At 50.9% G+C, this 19904-nt stretch carries 17 protein-coding genes; 4 read left to right on the top strand and 13 right to left on the bottom strand.

Going from position 1 to position 19904, the window contains the following annotated elements; genetic code table 11:
• Positions 1 to 41 precede the first annotated feature (41 nt).
• Together MKY82_RS04135 and MKY82_RS04130 are read right to left on the bottom strand one after the other, a co-directional pair.
• Complete coding sequence (locus tag MKY82_RS04135; protein WP_194540865.1) at positions 42 to 1037, bottom strand: Gfo/Idh/MocA family oxidoreductase; 996 nt, start codon at positions 1035 to 1037, stop codon at positions 42 to 44.
• Positions 1034 to 2032, bottom strand: coding sequence for a Gfo/Idh/MocA family oxidoreductase (locus tag MKY82_RS04130; protein ID WP_339295541.1), 999 nt, complete (start codon positions 2030 to 2032; stop codon positions 1034 to 1036). Before MKY82_RS04130 ends, MKY82_RS04135 begins: the two co-directional genes overlap by 4 nt.
• Positions 2033 to 2308: 276 nt before the next feature.
• Between MKY82_RS04130 and MKY82_RS04125 the strand changes: the two genes are divergently transcribed.
• On the top strand, positions 2309 to 3772 hold the full coding sequence (locus tag MKY82_RS04125) for a carboxylesterase/lipase family protein (protein WP_339295540.1): 1464 nt from the start codon (positions 2309 to 2311) through the stop codon (positions 3770 to 3772).
• A 230-nt stretch (positions 3773 to 4002) separates the two neighbouring features.
• On the opposite strand, the gene MKY82_RS04120 is transcribed toward MKY82_RS04125, so the two are convergent.
• The 5 genes from MKY82_RS04120 to MKY82_RS04100 form a co-directional block, all read right to left on the bottom strand.
• Positions 4003 to 4821 carry a carbohydrate ABC transporter permease gene (locus tag MKY82_RS04120; RefSeq protein ID WP_194540862.1) on the bottom strand — a complete coding sequence of 273 codons (819 nt, stop codon included), beginning with the start codon at positions 4819 to 4821 and terminating at the stop codon, positions 4003 to 4005.
• The gene (locus MKY82_RS04115; protein ID WP_220686593.1) at positions 4821 to 5687 is read right to left on the bottom strand and encodes a sugar ABC transporter permease; all 867 of its coding nucleotides are present in this window, start codon (positions 5685 to 5687) and stop codon (positions 4821 to 4823) included. Before MKY82_RS04115 ends, MKY82_RS04120 begins: the two co-directional genes overlap by 1 nt.
• 53 nt (positions 5688 to 5740) lie before the next feature.
• Complete coding sequence (locus MKY82_RS04110) at positions 5741 to 6961, bottom strand: extracellular solute-binding protein (protein ID WP_220686594.1); 1221 nt, start codon at positions 6959 to 6961, stop codon at positions 5741 to 5743.
• A 205-nt stretch (positions 6962 to 7166) separates the two neighbouring features.
• Positions 7167 to 8027, bottom strand: coding sequence for a transporter substrate-binding domain-containing protein (locus MKY82_RS04105; RefSeq protein WP_194540859.1), 861 nt, complete (start codon positions 8025 to 8027; stop codon positions 7167 to 7169).
• A 214-nt stretch (positions 8028 to 8241) separates the two neighbouring features.
• Positions 8242 to 10209, bottom strand: a complete 1968-nt coding sequence (locus MKY82_RS04100) for a methyl-accepting chemotaxis protein (protein ID WP_220686595.1) — start codon at positions 10207 to 10209, stop codon at positions 8242 to 8244.
• Positions 10210 to 10651: 442 nt separating this feature from the next.
• On the opposite strand from MKY82_RS04100, the gene MKY82_RS04095 reads away from it, so the two are divergent.
• A complete protein-coding gene (locus tag MKY82_RS04095) occupies positions 10652 to 11341 on the top strand; it encodes an RNA polymerase sigma factor (protein ID WP_339295539.1) in 690 nt (229 codons plus the stop codon).
• 64 nt (positions 11342 to 11405) lie between these two features.
• Complete coding sequence (locus tag MKY82_RS04090) at positions 11406 to 11813, top strand: VOC family protein (protein ID WP_339295538.1); 408 nt, start codon at positions 11406 to 11408, stop codon at positions 11811 to 11813.
• An 82-nt stretch (positions 11814 to 11895) separates the two neighbouring features.
• On the opposite strand, the gene MKY82_RS04085 is transcribed toward MKY82_RS04090, so the two are convergent.
• The 6 genes from MKY82_RS04085 to MKY82_RS04060 form a co-directional block, all read right to left on the bottom strand.
• On the bottom strand, positions 11896 to 13116 hold the full coding sequence (locus MKY82_RS04085) for a sn-glycerol-1-phosphate dehydrogenase (RefSeq protein WP_194540857.1): 1221 nt from the start codon (positions 13114 to 13116) through the stop codon (positions 11896 to 11898).
• Entirely contained in the window at positions 13113 to 13880 is a 768-nt protein-coding gene (locus MKY82_RS04080) for a glycerophosphodiester phosphodiesterase family protein (RefSeq protein WP_220686596.1), read from the bottom strand. Before MKY82_RS04080 ends, MKY82_RS04085 begins: the two co-directional genes overlap by 4 nt.
• 26 nt (positions 13881 to 13906) lie before the next feature.
• Positions 13907 to 15223 carry an ABC transporter substrate-binding protein gene (locus tag MKY82_RS04075; RefSeq protein ID WP_194540855.1) on the bottom strand — a complete coding sequence of 439 codons (1317 nt, stop codon included), beginning with the start codon at positions 15221 to 15223 and terminating at the stop codon, positions 13907 to 13909.
• A gap of 61 nt (positions 15224 to 15284) precedes the next feature.
• Positions 15285 to 16118 (bottom strand): carbohydrate ABC transporter permease, encoded by an 834-nt coding sequence (locus tag MKY82_RS04070; RefSeq protein ID WP_194540854.1) that lies wholly within the window; start codon positions 16116 to 16118, stop codon positions 15285 to 15287.
• A gap of 30 nt (positions 16119 to 16148) precedes the next feature.
• A complete protein-coding gene (locus MKY82_RS04065; RefSeq protein ID WP_194540853.1) occupies positions 16149 to 17027 on the bottom strand; it encodes a sugar ABC transporter permease in 879 nt (292 codons plus the stop codon).
• Positions 17020 to 18075, bottom strand: coding sequence for an ABC transporter ATP-binding protein (locus tag MKY82_RS04060; protein WP_220686597.1), 1056 nt, complete (start codon positions 18073 to 18075; stop codon positions 17020 to 17022). Before MKY82_RS04060 ends, MKY82_RS04065 begins: the two co-directional genes overlap by 8 nt.
• Before the next feature lie 362 nt (positions 18076 to 18437).
• Here MKY82_RS04060 and MKY82_RS04055 point away from each other — a divergent pair, with 362 nt between their 5' ends.
• A complete protein-coding gene (locus tag MKY82_RS04055; protein ID WP_071221931.1) occupies positions 18438 to 19199 on the top strand; it encodes a DeoR/GlpR family DNA-binding transcription regulator in 762 nt (253 codons plus the stop codon).
• Positions 19200 to 19904 lie beyond the last annotated feature (705 nt).

The following is a 19904-nucleotide window of genomic DNA, read 5'->3' as shown; positions in this document are numbered from 1 at the left end:
GCGTGCATCCTGCTGTACGGCTATAGCCGGAAAAATCGCATTTACCCCAGCGGTTTCAGCTGAACGGTACGCTTGGTGCTTGCGGATTCATACGCTGCAATGGCTACACGGGCAGAATAGTACCCGTCTTCCCCTGTTATTTCGACCGGCTTGCCGTCGCGAATGCTGTCGATAAAGCTGTTGACAAGACCTGCATCCATATCATCGCCCCAGAAGCTCCACGCAGCTTTACCAGTTACATCGCTGTAGACATCGTTCTTCTGGGCAAAAGAATCAATGTTCAGCACACCCTTGGTGCCGATGATCTCAAGCGTTACATCTCCCCAGGTCGGGAAGGTACGATTACGGGACCAGCTTGGGTCCAGTACAGCAACAACGCCATTCGCGAATTTGACGTGGACCATGCCAGCATCGTCAATCTCCGTGTCATTGAAGAGTGTTTCCGCATGGGCGTACACTTCCTCTGCCTTGCTGCCGGTAAACCAGTGCATCAGGTCCATCACATGGACGGTATGGTCCAATACGGCTCCGCCGCCTGATTTCTCCCGTTCGATAAACCAGCCGCCAGGCATGCTTCCCCGGTTGGTTCCCTTCATGGCCAAAATCTCACCGATTTGTCCCGCGTCAATCGCTTCCTTCGCCTGACGAACGGAGGTAATATAACGGCAAGGAAAAGCCGTCATAAGCTGAACGCCATGATCCTTGCACACTTGAATCATCTCCAGCATCTCGGACTCGGACAAACCTAATGGCTTCTCGCACAGCACATGCTTACCCGCCGCAGCGGCAAGCTTGGTAAATTCTGCATGTCGTGCATTTTCCGAACAGATGACAACCGCATCCAGCTCCTGTGCCAGCAATTCATTGTAGTCTGCATAATATGGGATTCCCCGGTCCACAGAGTAAGGACGCACGCGCTCCGCGTTCTCATCCGCGACTCCGACCACCTCGACATCATCCCGCTTCAACATGCCTAAGAGATAACTCGCTGCATGCATATGGGCAAAGCTAATAAAGCCTACTTTAACTTTTTTCATGAAACTGTCCCTCCGATCATCACGGGCTGTCCAGTCTGAGCCGATTGCTCCGCTGCCTGAGCGATTTCAACGGCATAACAAGCATCCTTGATACTGACAAGCGGTTCGCTGACGTTCCGGATGCACTCGATAAAATGCTGCACCTCGTAATAATATGGGTCATACAAGCTTGGGCTTGAAGGAACCTGTACGGCTGCTCCCTCTCCTGCCTCCGCATTCACCAATTTAATGTCCAGAGACTGCACCTGATTGCTATCAAATCTTATGATTCCTTGGTTTCCCGAAATTTCGAACTGCGTCGTAAACGGTCCGGGATATCCCCAATAGCCGGTTAGACTCGCGATTGCTTTATTTTTAAAATGAAGCGTAAGCTGAGCATACTCCATCTCAGGCTCATCCCGCTTAACAGTGGAAGCATATACCGACTCCACTTCCCCGAACAGCCAGCAGGCAAAATCGATATCGTGAATCAAGAGGTCCATGATAACACCGCCGCTCTTGCCCGGATCGTTATACCATCCATCCATGCCCTGCGGATACGAACCGTACCGCTTAAAGTGAGCCATCTTTGGTGTTCCGATGCTCCCGGAGTTGGCCTGCCGATAGGCATCATGATAGTTCGGGAAGAATCGAACGACATGTCCGATAAACAAGCGGACTCCATGCTTTTCGCAGGCTGCCTTCATTTCCAGTGCGTCCTCCAGGGTCAATGCAGCCGGTTTTTCGCAGATGACGTGCAGCCCTCTTTCAGCTAACATCAGCACAAACGGTTTATGGAGATAGGTGGGCAGACACACCGCAACCGTTTCCAAATCTTTTTGTTCAAACAGCGACTCTACATCCGTGTATGCCTTCGCCCCAGTCAAAGCTGCTGCCCGCTCAGCCCGCCCGGCGTTAATATCAACCACGCCTGTCACCGTTACTCCCGGCATTTTCGCCAAATTGTGCGCATAGGCTGTCCCCATCGTTCCGCAGCCCAAAATCGCTATGTTCATGCTTATCCCTCCAGTATACCTATAATGACTTGGACCAAAAGGTGACACCGTATTCGTTGTCCACGAATACGACCCACCCTGTTACATTCTTCATGTGACATGACATTCCTGCCTCAATTTCGCATGATTCGTGCTTTTTTGAACTTATGCCGCTAACTTGGTAAAGTGTATATATAGAGTAGTAAAAATCTTCTATATGACGCTTCAGCCATTATGAATAACATTCGAATAGGGTCGACAGGAAAGATCCACAGATAGAAAGGGTGTAGAGAGAACATGTCAGAACTTGTCGTTCAAACGAAAGCCGGGCGTATTCATGGCAGTTCGGAAAACGGAGTACGCGTATGGAAGGGAATTCCTTATGCGAAGCCCCCGGTTGGCCCGCTTCGATTCCGTGCTCCTGTGCCCCCCGATCCATGGGACGGGATAAAGGATACCACGGCCTTCAGCCCCATGTGCCTTCAACCGCTTGAATCCACTTCAAGCATGCTAGGCGGAGGCGTTACCAAAACCGTGTCCGAGGATTGCCTCTATCTCAATGTGTGGGCACCCCTAAACACGCCAGCGGAGCCGCTGCCGGTCATGGTATGGATTCACGGGGGCACTTTCGTCACAGGCTCAGGCAGCTTGCCAAGCTATAACGGCACGCCTTTCGTACTCCGGGGCGACGTGATTGTGGTAACAATCAATTACCGGCTGGGTCCGCTCGGCTTTCTCCATCTCTCCCCATACGGCGAAGCCTACTCCTCCAATACCGGTTTATTGGACCAGATCGCTGCCCTGGAATGGGTGCGGGACAATATTGCGGGCTTCGGCGGCGATCCGGAGCGGGTTACCGTATTCGGAGAGTCGGCCGGCAGCATGAGCATCGCGGCCTTACTTGCAATGCCGGCAGCCAAAGGGTTGTTTCACCGGGCTATCATGCAAAGCGGTGCTGCCCAAGTCATGGCTCCGGAACAGGCAAAAATGATAACGGCAGGTTTGCTTAAGGAGCTGGACATCTCGCCTGATAAGGTCCATGAGCTTGAATCACTCACAGGTGAGTTAATATTCGAAGCCGGGGAACGATTGAAGAAACGATTTGGCCCTGGTGTCAGCATGATCTTCCAACCGGTGCTGGAACCGGGCACTTTGCCTCATGATCCGCTGCAGGCTGTTCAATCGGGCTGGGCCAAGGACGTGCCGATCCTGATCGGCACAAATCTCGATGAAGGCGCCTTGTTCTTCCGGCCGGACATGCCGCTTGTGAAGGAAGACGATCTTGTACGCACCGTTGAAATGATGACCGGTATCCAGGATGCCGCGCCTATCACCAAGGAATACCCGTACAGCATCGACGGACATGCCCAGATTATGACTGACCTGTATTTCTGGCGTTCGGCCCTGCAATTCGCTTCCGCTCAGAGCAAACACGCGCCGGTATGGATGTACCGATTCGATTGGACGCTGCCAAATCATCCGGTTCTCGGCAAAGCGATGCATGCCCTGGAAATACCGTTTGTATTTAACACCCTGGCGCTGTTTCAGAACATCGGTGTTCAAGTCGATGGTGCCACGCAAGCCCTGTCCGACCGGATGCAGGATGCTTGGATATCATTTGCGCGCCATGGTTCGCCGGATACGGAGGCGCTGCCGTGGCCAGCTTATGATCCGGCATCGCGCTCAACGATGATATTCAACAACGACAGCAGGATCATCGAGGACCCGGATGCGGAGAAACGGAACATGCTGCAATTATAAAATGGACAAGCCATAAGCAAGGACCCTTTCGCGGGAGGGGCTCCTTATAACAGCAAAAAAGCTGTACTCCTGGCATGACATCATGGACATCATGCCGGAGTACAGCTTTTTGTTAATTTTAGCAGGCCGCACATGCACATACACGACTAACCTCTGGCGTACCTCTATCCTACAGCATCCGGTTCAGGCTCTGTCCGTCGAAGGAAACTTGGATCGGACCGAGCCGCTCCTTATTTCACGGCTCCCTGCGTAATGCCATTGATGATCCACTTCTGGGCGAACAGATAAATGATGATCATCGGCAGCATCGCCATCAGATATGAAGCAAAGGCCAGATTGAAATCTGTATTGAACTGCCCCTGGAAAATATACTGCACAAGCGGAAGCGTGTAGGAATCCGTATCACTGATAATGATGAGCGGCAGCAGGAAGTCATTGTAAGTCGAAAGGCAGATCAGAATGCCTACCGTCGCATTGATCGGTGCCATAATCGGGAATATGATTCTCCAAAAGGTTCCCCAAGTCGACGTGCCGTCCACCCGAGCCGCTTCCTCCAGCGCAACCGGAATGGATTTAATATAACCAACATACACAAATACGTTAAATGCCAATGCATACACGGTATGCAGGATGGTCAACCCGACCAGGTTCGTCATATTGAACCCGGCTGTCAGCTTGACCAGCGGCAGCATAATAATCGGGAACGGAATGAACATAGCGCTAATGAAATAGAAGTATAAGCCCTTGAAGAACTTTCGGTTCATATTGCGGGCAATGGCATAAGCGACAAGCGAATTGGTCAGCAGGGTCAGTACCACCGTTGCCGTCGTTACCATCGCACTATTGCCCAGCGCGTTGAAGAAATTGGTCATTCGAATGGCATTCGTAAAATTCTCGAAATGAAGCTCCTTCGGCAGGCCGAACACGGAAGCCAGCATGTCCTCCGGCGTTTTGAGCGCAATCGTGATTGTCATATACAGCGGGAACAGGATCAGTATCGTCCCCAATGTGATGAGAATCATCACCGTCCAGTTGGTTTTCGTCCGCATTACATGTCCCCCTCTCTTCTCTGCAGGAATCGAATCTGCACAATCGATATCGTGGCAATCAGGATGAAGTAGATCACGGAGTTCGCGGATTGATAGGCAAACTCCCCTCCCTCAAAGCCGCCGGTGTAGATCAGATGGGAGATGGACTGCGTGGCCCGGCCTGGCCCGCCGTTGGTAAGGGCGACGATCTGGTCAAAGACCATCAGGGAATTCTTCATCGCAAGCACCATGTTGATCGTAAAGAATGGCGCGATCAGCGGAAACGTTATTTTCCAAAATTCCTGCCAGCGGTTCGCCCCATCGAGATTGGACGCCTCGTACAGTGTTTGAGGGATAGTCTGGAGCCCCGCGAGATACAGGATCGTGTTATATGCTATGCCCTGCCATACCGCTACCACCACGATACCGATCCAGGCATGCTGTTCACTGCCCAGAATATTGGTGGACAGCCACTCGATCCCCAGGTTTTGGCCCCAGATGGTGAACACATTCGAGAACAGATAGTTGAAGATGTAACCAACGATCAGCACACTCAGAATATTCGGAAGAAAGTAGATGCCTCTGAGGAAATTCCTCGCTTTGATTCTGGCATTTAGCCCCATGGCAATCAGCAGACTGAAGATGTTGATCAGGATGGTTACCACGACCGCGAATTTGAATGTAAACCAATACGCATTGCCCACGTTGCCGTCCTTAAACAGATTGATGTAGTTCTTGAATCCGATGAAATCGAAGTTATCGCCGAATCCATTCCAGTTCGTGAAGGAGTAATACACCCCCTGCAAGGCCGGCAGTGTCAGAAATACGAAGAACAGCACGACCGCTGGCACGGTCATCAAATAATAAGGCATAAGACGCTTGTTCATGTTGGATCCTCCTCAATGCTCATGGATATCGTGTCACAGCGTTGATCGCTCCGTTAGCGTCTGTCCGCTACCTTGTCCCATTCGGTGTCCAGCTTCTGTAGATACCCGTCAATGTCCCTGTTCTGGAGGAAGGATTGGATCACCGAGTTCAGCTGCACAGCGGCAGGAATATAGTGATCGGCAAAGTCGATAACTTGGCCCCGCTCCAGATAAGGCAGCAGCTCTGCAACGGCAGGATCATCCTGCGTTACGCCCTCAACGGTCGAGAACAGCGTTTGCTCCGTAATATATTGCTTGCTATTCTCAGGCTCCAGCAGAAACTGAATGAAACGCTGAGCCTCCTCTTTATGCTTCGAATCCTCGGAAATAGCCAGTAGAGTATCAACGCCCGAAATCAGTTTATTCTCCTCCGGATTATCGCCTGTTGGCAAAGGAAAGAAGCCGATCGGCGCATCCGGATTGGCCTTCCGGATTTCCGGAATTGCCCAGGTTCCCTGGATATACATGGCCGATTCACCTCTCGCAAACCCCCGGTTGCCGTCCGCGTAGTTCTTGCCGAAGTTATCCCCATGGCCATAGTCCATCAATGCGAGCTGCTTCTCCGCAATCTCTCGATACTTCTCGGCAAACGTTACCGTGCCTCCCCGGCGATCCATGTAAAACTCTATGCCTTCCAGATTGGATGCCAACGCGTTAAACGGCAGCACCGTCTGCCAATCGTCTTTATAAGTGAAATAAAACGGGATTACCCCCGCATCCTTGGCCTTCTGCGCCGTAGCTAACAGCTCGTCCCAGGTCTTGGGAACGCTGAGTCCCAATTCTTTAAAAATTTCCGTGTTGTACATCACGCCGTTAGCGTTCGTTGAATAAGGAATGCCCGTAACCTCATCCATCCCCGCTACGTCCTTCAGCATCTGAACATAGGTCTCATCCACCTGACTCAGCAGCGGATTATTCGTCAAATCCATAAATATGCCGCTTTGCGCCAGCAATGAATACGTATCGGTTGCACCCATGCCGATAATGTCAGGAATATCATTCTTGACAACTCTTGTCTTGAGTACGGTCTCCGCATCCGGCGGATTCACCTGAACAACCTTGATCTCGGACTGGGATTGATTAAATTTCTCAATTAGTGCGTCAAAGGAGCCCTTAGCCTCAGGCTTATTCTGGAAAAATTCAATCTGCACGCGCCCCGATTCCTCTTTTGCACCGCACGCGGCCAGCATCAATACCATCACCAAACACGCCGCGATCCTTGTACCAAGCTTCATGGTCTGCCCCCCATTTCATATCCTGATGTAGTTTTGGTCAAAGTCCATGTCTATTTACTACCCTTTTTGCTTGGTTGGTAAACCTCCCGGACGCCGAGGGGACGCCCTCTTCACTTTATTGGACAAAACAAAAAAGCCAGCAGACCAGGCTCTTCAGCCTGGTCTGCTGGCAGGGATTGGCTATCTGCTCATAGCCTGATTCAACCTACTCCAACCATTTTTTATGAATGTCCGCAAACTTGCCTTGCAGCTTCATTTCGTCAATCCACATTTCCAGATAGCTTGCATATTCAAAGTCGCCGCGAGGAATCATGTAGCCTTTTTCACTGTTCGTGAACGGCTTATCCGTCAATGCAGCATACAGTCTGGAATCTGCTTTTGCATACGTAATCGCTTCGATCGTATCGGTAATCATCACATCATACGTACCGTCCGCCACCAAATGCGGGATATCCAGATTATTTGGAACGACAGTCACATTAGCTTTCGTCAGATGCTCGCGTACGAACACCTCGTTCGTTCCGCCCGGATTCACGCCAATGCGAACCGAAGGTTTGTTAATGTCTTCAATCGTCAGGTATTTGTCCTTGTCTTCAGCACGAATCAATGGGGCTTTACCGAAGGAAATGTACCCTTGGGATACATAAGCCGTTTTTTGTCTTGCCGTGTTGCGGGTAACGCCGCCCACTGCGATGTCGAATTTATCAGCCTGCAGGTCCTTCATCATGCTGGACCATGTGGTGTTGACGTAACGAACTTCCACGCCTAGATCTTTACCGAGCTCTTCCATAGCGTCAACGTCATATCCTTCATACTCTTTTGTAGCAGGATTTAAATATGTAAACGGTTTGTAATCCCCTGTCATACCAACCCGGATGTAGCCTCTTTCGATAATTTCGTCGAGCTGGGAAGCCGATTGTTTCTTAAGTTGTCCGGGTGCATTGGTCGAAGCTGATTTAGCGGATACCTCCGGTGATGTGAGCACTTCGTTTGCAGCAAAACCCGTTGCCACCAATGATAAGCTGACTACCCCTGCTAGTAATACCTTTTTCCAATTCTTAGCCATGTCTTCATTTCCTCCAGTTTTCATCTAGTTGTACATCGTGATGCCCCTTGGTTGGCAGGGCATCGATCTGCCTGAAACACTCTGATCATCGTCTTGCTGGTACTTACTGGTACTTTCCGTGACTTACTGCCTTCCTCGTTACGATTTGAGCCTCTTTTCTTCCAGGCATCCCCCCTCTCAAGTACCCATACGTGCGGTCCATAAGAACGGAATGTTAAAGCCTGAATTTGGCAAGCTCTTTGCTAAGCTCCTGAGCGACCGTCTCCAGATGTTTAACGGAGTTCGAAATTTCCTTGATGGTTGAGATTTGATCTTCCACAGCGGCAGACACATTTTGGGCGTCGCTGGAAGTCAGATCTGCGATGGATTTCAGCTCTTCCACCGAAGCGCTGACCTGTTCGGATCCCGCCGACATTTCCTCGGAAGCTGCCGATACCTCCAGAATATGGTCAGCCACGTTGCGTGTCGCACTCAAAATGTTATCGAATTTCTCGCGCACCTCTTCGATCAGCGCAATTCCATCCTGTACATCCTTCCGGCTTACGTCCATCACCTGTACGGCGTTAATTGTGTCCTCGCGGATTTCCGTAATCAGCTTCGCGATCTGATCGGTCGATACCTCGGATTGTCCAGCCAGTTTCTTGACTTCTTCAGCCACGACTGCAAAGCCGCGTCCATGCTCGCCTGCTCTGGCTGCTTCAATCGAAGCATTCAAGGATAGCAAGCGAATCCGGGAGGTCACTTCCGTGATGAAGCTCAGAATCTGCTCGATTTCGGAAGAACGCTCATTCAAGCGCTCAATTGCCGTGCCGACCTTGGTCGTGCCCGCGCCGATGTTGCCGATCTGCTTCACCGCTTGTTCAACGACAACCGATCCGGTCTCCGCTTGACTTGCCGCCTCCTGTGCAGCTTCAGATACCATGGAGGACGTTTCGGCTATTTTGACGATCCCGCTAGCCATGTCACTCATCGATACGGCGATTTCGTTGGAGCTTGAGGCGTGAGCATTCGCGCCGCTGGCAATTTGACGAATGGAGGCGCCGATACGATCCACGCTGTCCATAGCCGTCTCCACCCCGCTCGAAACGGTCTCCGTTACCGACATAACTTGTCGGGAGGAATCATTCACACCGAGGACCAGATGCTTCAGATGCGATACTGTCTGGTTAAAATCGCCGGAAAGGACGGCAACTTCATCCTTGCCGCTAACCTGAATGGTCTTGGTCAAATCGCCTGCCGCAACTTCCTTAACTGCCGTGTTGAGCCTGCGGATCGGCCGGACGATCTGTGCCGTGAACCAAACCGCTGCACCGGCGGAAACGACCAGCGCGGCAACCGAAATAATGACTAACGTTACCGACATCTCCGTGATCGGAGCATTCAGTTCCTTGGTCGGTGCCGTTACGAATATGCCCCAATTCAAATTGGATGGAGCGAAAGCAGCCGTGTATTCGACGTTATCCAGAACATATTCGAATTCTCCCATCTCTCCTTGACGCACCTTGTCAAAAGCTTGCGATAATTCCGTGCTCTCCACGTCTTCGACCTTCTTTTGAAGGACGAAATCCTCTGATGGATGCCACATGAACGTTCCCGCTTTGCTTAGAAGAAATGCGTATCCGGTATCTCCGAAGGTTTGGGAGGATACTTTTTTCTGCACCTCGTTGATCGGAAGCGTAGAACCCATATAACCGTACTGTTTTCCATCCTTCATCAACGGGATGATCATGGTTACGATGTTGTTGCCCGTACGCTTGGAAAGCACCGGCTCCGATACAACCAGCTTGCCTTCGCCCTTCCCGGCCTCCTGATAATGAACGCGATCGGATACATCGGTCACTTCACCCAGAAAGTTAATGACATTCTTCCCGGTCAAATCGTACGAGAAGAAAAAGGTTTCGAATTCCGGGTTCACTTCCTGCGCCGCTTGTATCAATTGCAAGTCTTGCGCTTTATTCCCCGTGACGAATTTCCCCACGCTTTCAACCTTTGCAATTTCCACGTCAAGAAATTGGTCGATCTGAAGCGCAAGCTTCTCCGCGCTAAGCTGCGCTTCTTTGTCCAGGCTCTCCTGAAGCAATACGGAGGACCGGTTGTAAGTTACGGCAAAGACGGATCCAAGACTGACGAGCAAGAGCAAACAAATCATTGTAATCATTTTTTGCTTGAGACTCTTTAGCATGCTGTAAACCCTCCCCAAAAATAGTGCCTGGGTCCTATCCGATCATTCGTCCAAAATTTTTGCAAGTGCTTTTTTTTCTGTAAGGACTTTCTCTCTACAAACAAAAATGAACAAATCACATCGAAAAATCATGGTATAAAATGGTGAAATAAGACTCCACTTTATTAGTTATCGGTAAGGTATGTTCGTTTTTTGAGAGGTTAATGAGACATTTTACACAATTCGACATTAACGTGAGAGAGCGAAAATCCAGGAGTTTATCTAGTTCAAAAGATTTAAATATATATAAATATTTCATACATCTTTAGTCCCTGCCAACATGTTGCAGGAATTTCCTGAGTTTATATGGAATGTATCAGCACCCTGAGGAGGAGTGAGGTTTGTGACATTTCCATTCAACGAAGACTTATCCCAGCTATTGCCCGACCTTAGGAGTTATTGCATGCAGCTTGCATCCGGCTCCAAGTGGGACGCTGAGGATATCGTGCAAGAATCGCTGATCAAGGTCCATCACGCTCTTGAACAGACGCCTAATCGGAAGGTTACCAAAGCCTATCTATACCGGATAGCGCAGACCACTTGGATCGATATGTACCGTAAACAGAACAAAAAGCCCGTTCTACAGGCAGATGCCGGCAAACATGAGGCGTACCATGACCAATGCATCTTGGTAAGGGAATCGTTGGAGCTGCTTACATCTCAACTCACCGCCCTTCAGACGGTCCTCATTATCCTTGTCGATGTCTTCTCCTATACAGCCAAAGAAGCAGCCCAGCTTATCCACGGTACGGAAGGGGCGGTTAAGGAAGCTTTGAAAAGGGCCCGAAAACGGTTGAAAAGTTTCAGCGTCAAGCAGGATATACAGGAAGTGTCAACCAAGGAATCAAGTCAAGTTATAGGCCCTCCCTTCGCTTGGTTTGAACAGCTGCTTCAAGGTTTTCGGTCTGCCAATCCCTACGCGATCGCCAATGCCTACCTGTCCATACGTTCGCAGAACATCCTTCTTCGCGATGTTCAGCGTTCAGGCGAGACGCTGTCCTTTACCTTCCGGGATCCAGATGGACATTTGCTTACCTTTACGACAAATATTTTTTTCAGACCCGTTTCTTTTGCACCCTCAACTTCCGTTTAATAAGTAAAATCGCAATCAGCGATGCCTAATCTGGTTAGGACCATCTGAAAGGAGTGTATAATCAATGGCAACAATCCCGCAGCGGGTAGCCGTCATTCAATGGCCAGTAAAAAATGTGGAACGATCACTCAAATGGTACCAGGAGGTGCTTGGCGTCACGCTGACCTTCCCGTTTACCCCAGGTGATCCTGCAGCCTGGCTGTGCATTGGAGACGTCGGATTCGGCTTAGTACAAACGGAAGAAGTGCCTCGCCTGGAATTTACGGATATGCAAGGGAATCTTCAACCCATTGTCCAATTGCAGGTGAACGAAATTCATGAGGTATACCGGCATCTTCAGGACAAAAAAGTAACCGTCAGCGATATGAGGTACATTTCGGACGGTGGCTACAGCTTCAGCTTTACCGATCCGGACGGCAACACCGTTAGTCTCTGGGGCGGCTGGCCATCTCCGGAAGACCACACGGACTAAGATAAAAGCAAAGAAGGCTGTCCCCTACCAAGCAGAATAATCCGCTTTTAGGGAACAGCCTTATTTCATTGCATGAGGATTCTTAATTTACGAACAGATATCCTTGTTCATTGTAAGCATGGAGCAGCGTGTACCGGCTGTTTCGAACCTTGTGAGCCTCACCCAGGCTCCGCTTCAACAATTCGCTCTTGATCGGAAGCTCCGACACCCCAGCCGGTCCGCCGACCGTTCGCATCATATCAGCCAGCTCTGCCGGCTCCGGGATTTGCGTTATATGCAACCGGATTTCATTCCAGTGCTGCGTGATCCGAAGTGCAGCATCATCCGCACCCTGGGGTGCGCCTTTGTTCAACTCAAGCCCCTGTTCCCCGAGACGGTGATACAGCTTCGAGATTTCCACGCAAGCGGCACCTACCTTGGCACCGTGCAGCAGCTGCTTCTCCCCCAGCCGGATAAACTCCATCTCCCAATAGTGGGACAGATGATGTTCCGAGCCTGAAGCCGGATGGGATTGACCGAACAGCAGCATGGCTAAGCCGGATTCGACGAGCGCACCCATTAAGAGGCGCACCCCCTCCTCGGTTCGCTCCGCAATCTGTTTCATCCCTTTCACGCACTGGTTAAGCGCAGATCGCGTAATATCCGCCGAGATTTGCAAATAGGGTTCATCGGCCACCAGGCTTCCGAATTTCCAGTCGAACAGGGATGTATACTTGCCCAGCATATCCCCGAACCCGGCTGCGGTAAGCTGTGGGGGAGCCGACATGAGAATATCGACGTCCGCAAAAATCGCGCTCGGTCCAATGGCCGGAATCGTCTTTTTCTCCCCTCGTATAATGATGGGTGCTCCCTTGGAATTAAATCCATCCACCGAAGCGGCCGTGGGTATAGAGATGAACGGAATACCCGCGGTATAGGCAGCATACCGGCTAATATCATGAATCGTTCCCCCGCCTACCGCCAGCACCGCCTTCGCCCCGCTTTGCTGGATATCCAGTATGACCTGAATCAGGGAAACCTCATCCGCGATAACATCTCCCTTCCGGTCCGGATGAAGCCTGGTGACTTGGACCTGAATCGAGGATTTCGTGAGCAGGCTCGCAAGCGGCTGGCCCGCTACGTCATAGGTATTGCCGTCGACGACCATCACCACCGAGGTCCAGCGTTTCGTCTCAAGGTAACCCGCGACCTCGCGCAGAGCTCCGGACTGGATCCGAACCAGCTCCACTTCATCCAGATTCGAAAGCTGCCTAGCAGGTAAGTCCGCCGCCAAACTTCGGACATTCGATAAAATGGAGGTCATATCGGCGTGCCCTTCTTTCCGATCACAGCCATCGCCGGCAGCGGGTCATTGCAGGTCATGCCGGTAACCCCGCATTCCAGCGAATAGCGGACACCCTCCTCATCGTCCGGACAATAGCTCCAGACCAGCAGTCCCTGCTCCTGAAACCGGGCAACGAGCTCCGGCGTAAGCAGCGGCATCTCCACGCCGATTGCCCACATCTTGGAGTAGGTTCCATCCTCGCCGAGGACAAATCGGGACATTTTCTCGCCAGGAAAACCCTGGGTCTTCAGTCCATGCGTATCATGAATATGGGTCAGAACTTCTGCATCGAAGCAGGTGAATACACAGCGCTGCAGGTACCCGTATCGGTTCAGCACATCAATCGCCAGGTCTGCTGCCTCTATAGCATCAGGGCTTGGCTTAATCTCCACGTTGCACAGAACTTCGGGATATTCCCGGAGCAGTTCGCATAGCTCCGCAAGCGTCGGGATCTTCAATCCCTCAAACTCCCGAGCGAACCAGCCGCCCGCATCGAGGGATTTCAGCTCTGCAAGCGTATAATCCCTCACCTCGCCGGCGCCGCTCGTCGTGCGCTGAACCGTTGCATCATGGATAACCACCACTTCCTTATCCCGCGTCAGCCGAAGATCAAACTCCAGCATATCTACCCCTAACTCCAGCGCCTTGCGAAAGGCCAGCAGCGTATTTTCCGGATAAGCTGATTTATACCCGCGATGTGCAGCCACCATCGTACAGGATGGTTCCCGTAGTCGTTCGATCATATGTCCTGCCACTCCTTTACCAGTTGTTATTGGGCCAAAATCCGTTCCGTCTCTTTCTTGAAGGTATCCAGCGTAGCCGGAATATCCTTGCTGTCGTACATGATCGCTTCCATGGCCGAGAAGAACTCATGCATAATCTCCGGCCATGCTACGTCCTTATTGGTATCGGTCGCAAATTCCAGCTGATCATAGGCGACTTTGCGGTTCGGTTCCTTGGCCCACAGCTCTTGGATCTTCTCCGACTCTACCATCTTCTTCGTGAAAGGCAGATAACCGGATTGCAAAATAAATTCAAGACCGCCTTCCTCTTCCATCTCCATCCACCGGATGAACTCCCATGCCGCTTCCTTGTTCTTGGAAGAGGACAGCATCGTCACATTCGCGCCTCCGGTCGGATTCGCATATACTTCGTCCTTAGGCAGGAATGCCGTCACGTAATCGAAATCCACCGCGCTGGACAGCCCGCCAATCGATCCCGTCGATTGATACATCATTCCGACCTTGCCTTCCACAAACATGCTGTTCACAATGTTGCCGGAATCCTGGGCCGGCGGATAATACAAGGCGCCTGTGCTTTGCAGGTCTTTAAGGTAAGTGAACATCTTGGCGCCTGCGCCGTTATCCCCGAAGCCGATCGACGTATTATCATCGTTGAAAAAAGTGCCGCCAGCCTGCGAGATCATGGCAATCGGATACCAAGTGTCATAAGGCATCGTAACGCCGTAGCGCTTATACTCGCTGCCTTCCTTAACCACCAGCGCATTGGCGACCTCCTTCAGCTCCTCCCATGTGGTCGGAATTTGAAGACCCTGCTCATCCAGCAATGTTTTGTTCACATGCAGAATCGGGGTGGAACGGTTCAGCGGCAGCGATACTAATTGATCATTGAAGGTGGAATGTCCCATCAGTCCCGGCGTAAAGTCGTCAACGCTGATGCCAGAGCCTTCTAGATAAGGCGTCAGATCTTCAAGCACTTCCGAATCGGCGAACATCTGAACGTAGGCTCGCTCCAGCATACTGACGTCCGGACCGGTATCGGATGCTATCGCTTGCTGCAGCTTGGTTACCGTCTCGTCATAACTTCCCTGGAAGGTGCCTATCACCTCGATATCCTCATGGGATGCATTAAAACGCTGGATGAGCGCGTCCATGTATTCCCCGTTCTTGCCGCCCAGCGAGTGCCAGAACTGAACCGTGGTTTTCCCTTTGTCTCCGGACGGGGCTTCGGTTCCCCCGCTGCCCGGGGCTTCGCCTGGATCACTGGAAGTTCCCCCGCCACCGCATGCGGCAAGCAAACTGAACAGCATGATGACGGATAGCAGTGTATACCATTTGGATTTCATATGACTCATTCCTCCATTAATTATTCGATTATGAATTGCTGAACCCTGTCATTTCCTGTAATTATTTAATGCCTGAATAAACAAAAGCCTTCACGATGTGTTTCGAGCAGAATACATACACAAGCAGGATCGGCACCACCAGAATCACATTCCCGGCCATAATGATATGCCAGTTGCTGATGCCCTCAGTCTCCCTTAGCATGGCGATCCCCAGGGTCAGCGGCCGGACAGCAGCAGAATCGGTCATGACGAGCGGCCAAAAATAGTCATTCCAGTGGCTGACAAAGCTGAACAGCGCAATGGTAGCCAGTGCCGGCTTCGACATGGGAATCATGATTTTTCGAATGATTTTGAATTCACTCGCATTATCAAGGCGGGCCGCTTCAATGATTTCCTCCGGAATCTGCATGAAATATTGCCGCAGCAGGAAGATGCCGAAGGCATTCGAGATGAACGGGATAATCTGCGGCAGCAGGGTTTTGACCAATCCCCAATCGGCCATCATCAGATAGACCGGAATGAACGTCACCTGGCCCGGGATCATGAAGGCCAGCAGGATCATGCCGAACAGCAGCGTTTTTCCCGGAAACTTATACTTGGCAAATGCGTACGCGGCCGGGATCATGATCAGGAACTGCAGAACGATGATGGATCCCGTGACAACAACCGAGTTCCTGAAATAGGTCAGAAAAGGACCTGCCTGCATCGCCTCCGCGAAGTTGCCCCACTGCGGCGAGGCTGGAATCCACGTTGGCGGAAACGTCATCGTTTCCCGGAATGTCTGGAGCGAGGTGGAGATCATCCACAGAAACGGGAAGATAAATATCATGAGCACCGCGGCTTTCAGCAAATAACCTAGCATTGTCCATACGATTTTTAAGTCAAAGGTCTTCAAACTGTGCCTCCTTTCTGCATGGCCAAAGCCTTATTGATAATGGACCTTTTTGGACAGCAGCCGGAAATAAATGAACGTGAGCAAACCGATAATGGCCATAAGCACAACGCCTGTCGCGGCCGAATAACCGATATTGGTCGTCCGGAAGCCGTATATGTAATACACAAGCGTAGTCGTTGCATTATTCGGTCCTCCGCCTGTCATCACCTGAACGGTATCGAAGACTTTGAAGGAACCGATCGTCATGATGATCAGGATAAAAAACAGCTGCGGCGAAATCATCGGCAATGTGATTTTATAAAACACCTTGAACCTGCTGGCATTATCCAGCGCCGCCGCTTCATAAATGCTTGGCGATATGCTCTGCAGGGCTGCCACGATAATCAAGGTGTAATAGCCGATAGCCTGCCAGACCGATACGATAATGACCGATATCAATGCGGTCTTGGAGCTTTGCAGCCATGCCGACGGCGGGAGTCCCACCAGCTTGAAGATATAGTTGAGAAGTCCTTGATTCGGCTCCATCAGCCACAGCCAGACCAATGAGATCGACACAATCGAAACGACGTGCGGCGTAAAAATCCCGGCCTGAACGACCGAATTGAAACGCCCCTTCTTGTTAAGCCATACCGCAATCAGCAAGGATAGCAGCATGGTTAGAATAACGACGCCGACTGTGTAGATGGACGTGTTCCAGAGCGCTTTGTAGAAATCCCCGCGGCCCAGAATCTGGGTGAAATTGTCCAGTCCGACAAACTTGCTCTTATCCTTGTTCATCAGGTTGTATTTGAACAGGCTTAAGTAAATCAGATAACCTACCGGATACATCACAAACAGTATGATACCAGCCATGGCCGGCGCGATCAGCACATAGGGCCTGATCCCTTCCCAGATCCGCTTCTTATCCATGAGCCAGCCCTCTCAGCCGCTCCATGAACTCCCTATAGCGGACGTCCTGCGCTTCGATCCGGTTCTCATCCGCTCCGAAGAAAAACAATTTATCCGCCGGTACGCCGAGATGTACCTCCTGATCGACATGGAACTGGTCATCCTGACACTTCACCATGAATGCCTGGCCCTCCGTTGTCCTCACCTGATAAATCGTCTCGGATCCCAGCATTTCGCGCGTGATGACCTCCCCCTTGGTCGTATAATGAAACGACTCCGGTTCTGTGCCGATCACGACGCTCTCCGGACGGAATCCGAATGTCGCGCGATCGTCGCCAAGCGGCGCAATGTTCATGGGGGGAACCCCGATAAACTGGGCCGCAAACAGATTGCTGGGCTCCCGGTACACCACTTCAGGCGGCGCTTCCTGCTGTATGATGCCTTTGTTCATAAGGACGATGGTGTCTGCCATCGACATGGCCTCGATTTGGTCATGGGTCACATAGACAAAGGTCGTTCCCAGCTTCTTATGCAGCTCAATCAGCTCGATCCGCATCTGAACCCTGAGCTTGGCATCCAGATTGGACAACGGCTCATCCATCAGGAAAACGGACGGATTCTTAACCATCGCCCGGGCCAAAGCCACCCGCTGCCGTTGTCCGCCGGACAAGGTGGATGGCTTGCGATCCAAGTAATCGTTCAGTCCAACGGTTGCCCCTATGGTCTCCACCAGACGTGTACGCTCAGCTTTGGGAACCTTGTTGTTCACGAGACCAAACTCGATATTCTCGCGGACCGACATGGTCGGATAGATCGCGTAATTCTGGAATACCATGGCCACGCCGCGTTTACCCGGCGCAATGCGCGTAACATCCTTGCCATCGATAAGAACGGAACCGGAGGTTTGAGGGTCAATACCCGCGATCATCCTTAGGAGCGTTGTTTTCCCGCAGCCTGACGGACCGACCAGCACGGTGAATTTTCCGTCCTCGATGGTAAGGTCCAGGTCCTGTATGACGGTTTGACGATCAAACGACTTGCTTACTTTCACAAATTCAATGGATGCCAAGAGCGATCCCCCTCACGAAAGTGTAATGATGCTGTCATGACAAGCGAATAATAAATGAATCCATAAAAATGAAATCCCTTACATGCATCTGATAATAAGTACGCACCAAATGCACATGTAATGATCACTTTTGTTCATTTTTATTTAATTCGATTGTAGATGTGCAATATTAGGAGAGTGTTAGACCTTCGTACGGATTTTGTAAATTCGCTTCGCACCAAGGAATTTAACATGGCATTAACATAATGGGAGTACACTAGATAGACATGGAATCCTTAAGCATAAAAGAGCAAAAGTGCGCATTGTATGTACAAACGTACCTGCACAGCTCATTGTCTATTTAGGAAGGGAGAAATTATCGATTGCTAGCACATGAACGAAAGAAAAGGATTATTGATTACGTAAGACAATACCGAACAGCAACGGTTGCTGCGCTGGCATCTGAATTCGGTGTTCACACGGCAACCATCCGCCGCGATCTGGCGGAGATAGAACAGGAAGGCGCTTTGAAACGCACGCATGGCGGGGTCATCATGGAGCAATGGACGCATAACGAGCCGTCCTTTAATGAGCGAACCAACTTTCATCGGGACGAGAAAATACGCATCGGTCAGCTCGCGGCTTCTCTCGTGGAAGACGGGGAGAATATCATCATTGATTCGGGAACAACCACCCTTCATATTGCAACGCATCTTGTGCACCGCTCGGACATTACGGTCATTACGAACGATATGAACGTCGCCGTCGAACTTCGCGATGCTCCGGGCATCAAAGTCATCCTGACCGGCGGGGAGCTGTACCCCTCGAGTTACATGCTAAACGGCATGTTTACCGACCATGTGCTGAAATCCCTGCATGTCGAGAAAGCATTTATCGGTACCCCTGCCCTGCATCCTCAGCATGGCCTCATGCACCCGGAAGCGCTGCTCGTCCCGGCCAAGCAGAACATGATTCAGGCCGCAGGTGAAATTGTCGTTGTCACCGACCACAGCAAGATCGGCAAGCTGTCTCTGCACACGGTCGCCCCCAACAGCGCAATACATACTCTTGTCACCGGCACTGAGGCTTCCGACTCGGATATCAAGCCGTTCCAGGAACGGGGCATTACCGTGTACAGAGTTTGAGGCTTTCACACTTTGCATACCTTCATACTTTGCATACATTGCATATCTTGCATACCTTGCGTACCTTGCATACTTTCATACTGTGCATACCTTGCGTACCTTGCATACTTTCATAATTTGCATACCTTTGTGTACCTTGCATCTTTTGCATACCTTTGTGTACCTCAGCATTCCTTCGCACACCTAGGCATTCCTTTGCGTACCTTTGCGTACCTCGGCATACCTGAACATCCTTCTTACAGATAACACATAAGGCACCCCTAGGGGTGCCTTATCAAGCTGCTGCTTGCTGGCAGCTTGTTTATTTATATTCCACTGCTATGTTTCCCATCCATGCCCGCTCTTTTTTCGCCATCCCCCCGCTTAGACCAAAAGCAATAAGCAGATAATTCACTGAACGTCCAAAAATTACGATCGCTATTTCGTTCAATATGTCCAAAAATACGATCGCCATATCATTCAATATGTCCAAAACTCAACGGTCGACAGTCGATCCAAGCATGCCCCGGGCCACGCACCGTGCGCTCAGGGAGCAGTGCGCACGATGTACTTGTTCTTTGGTATAAGAAATTCCTAACGGACTCAGAATACCTTATTTCATAGAAAACAGCTCTTTTAGTAACTTTAGCGGACCCAGCGGACCTTATTTGCGGTTTTAGTCGGTATTTGCTCCCGTATTTCTCATAATAGCGGATCTGGAGTCCG

Origin of the sequence: Paenibacillus sp. FSL W7-1279, assembly GCF_037969845.1 — a bacterium.
GTDB lineage: Bacteria > Bacillota > Bacilli > Paenibacillales > Paenibacillaceae > Paenibacillus_AQ.
This window is presented reverse-complemented; position numbering and strand designations above follow the sequence as displayed.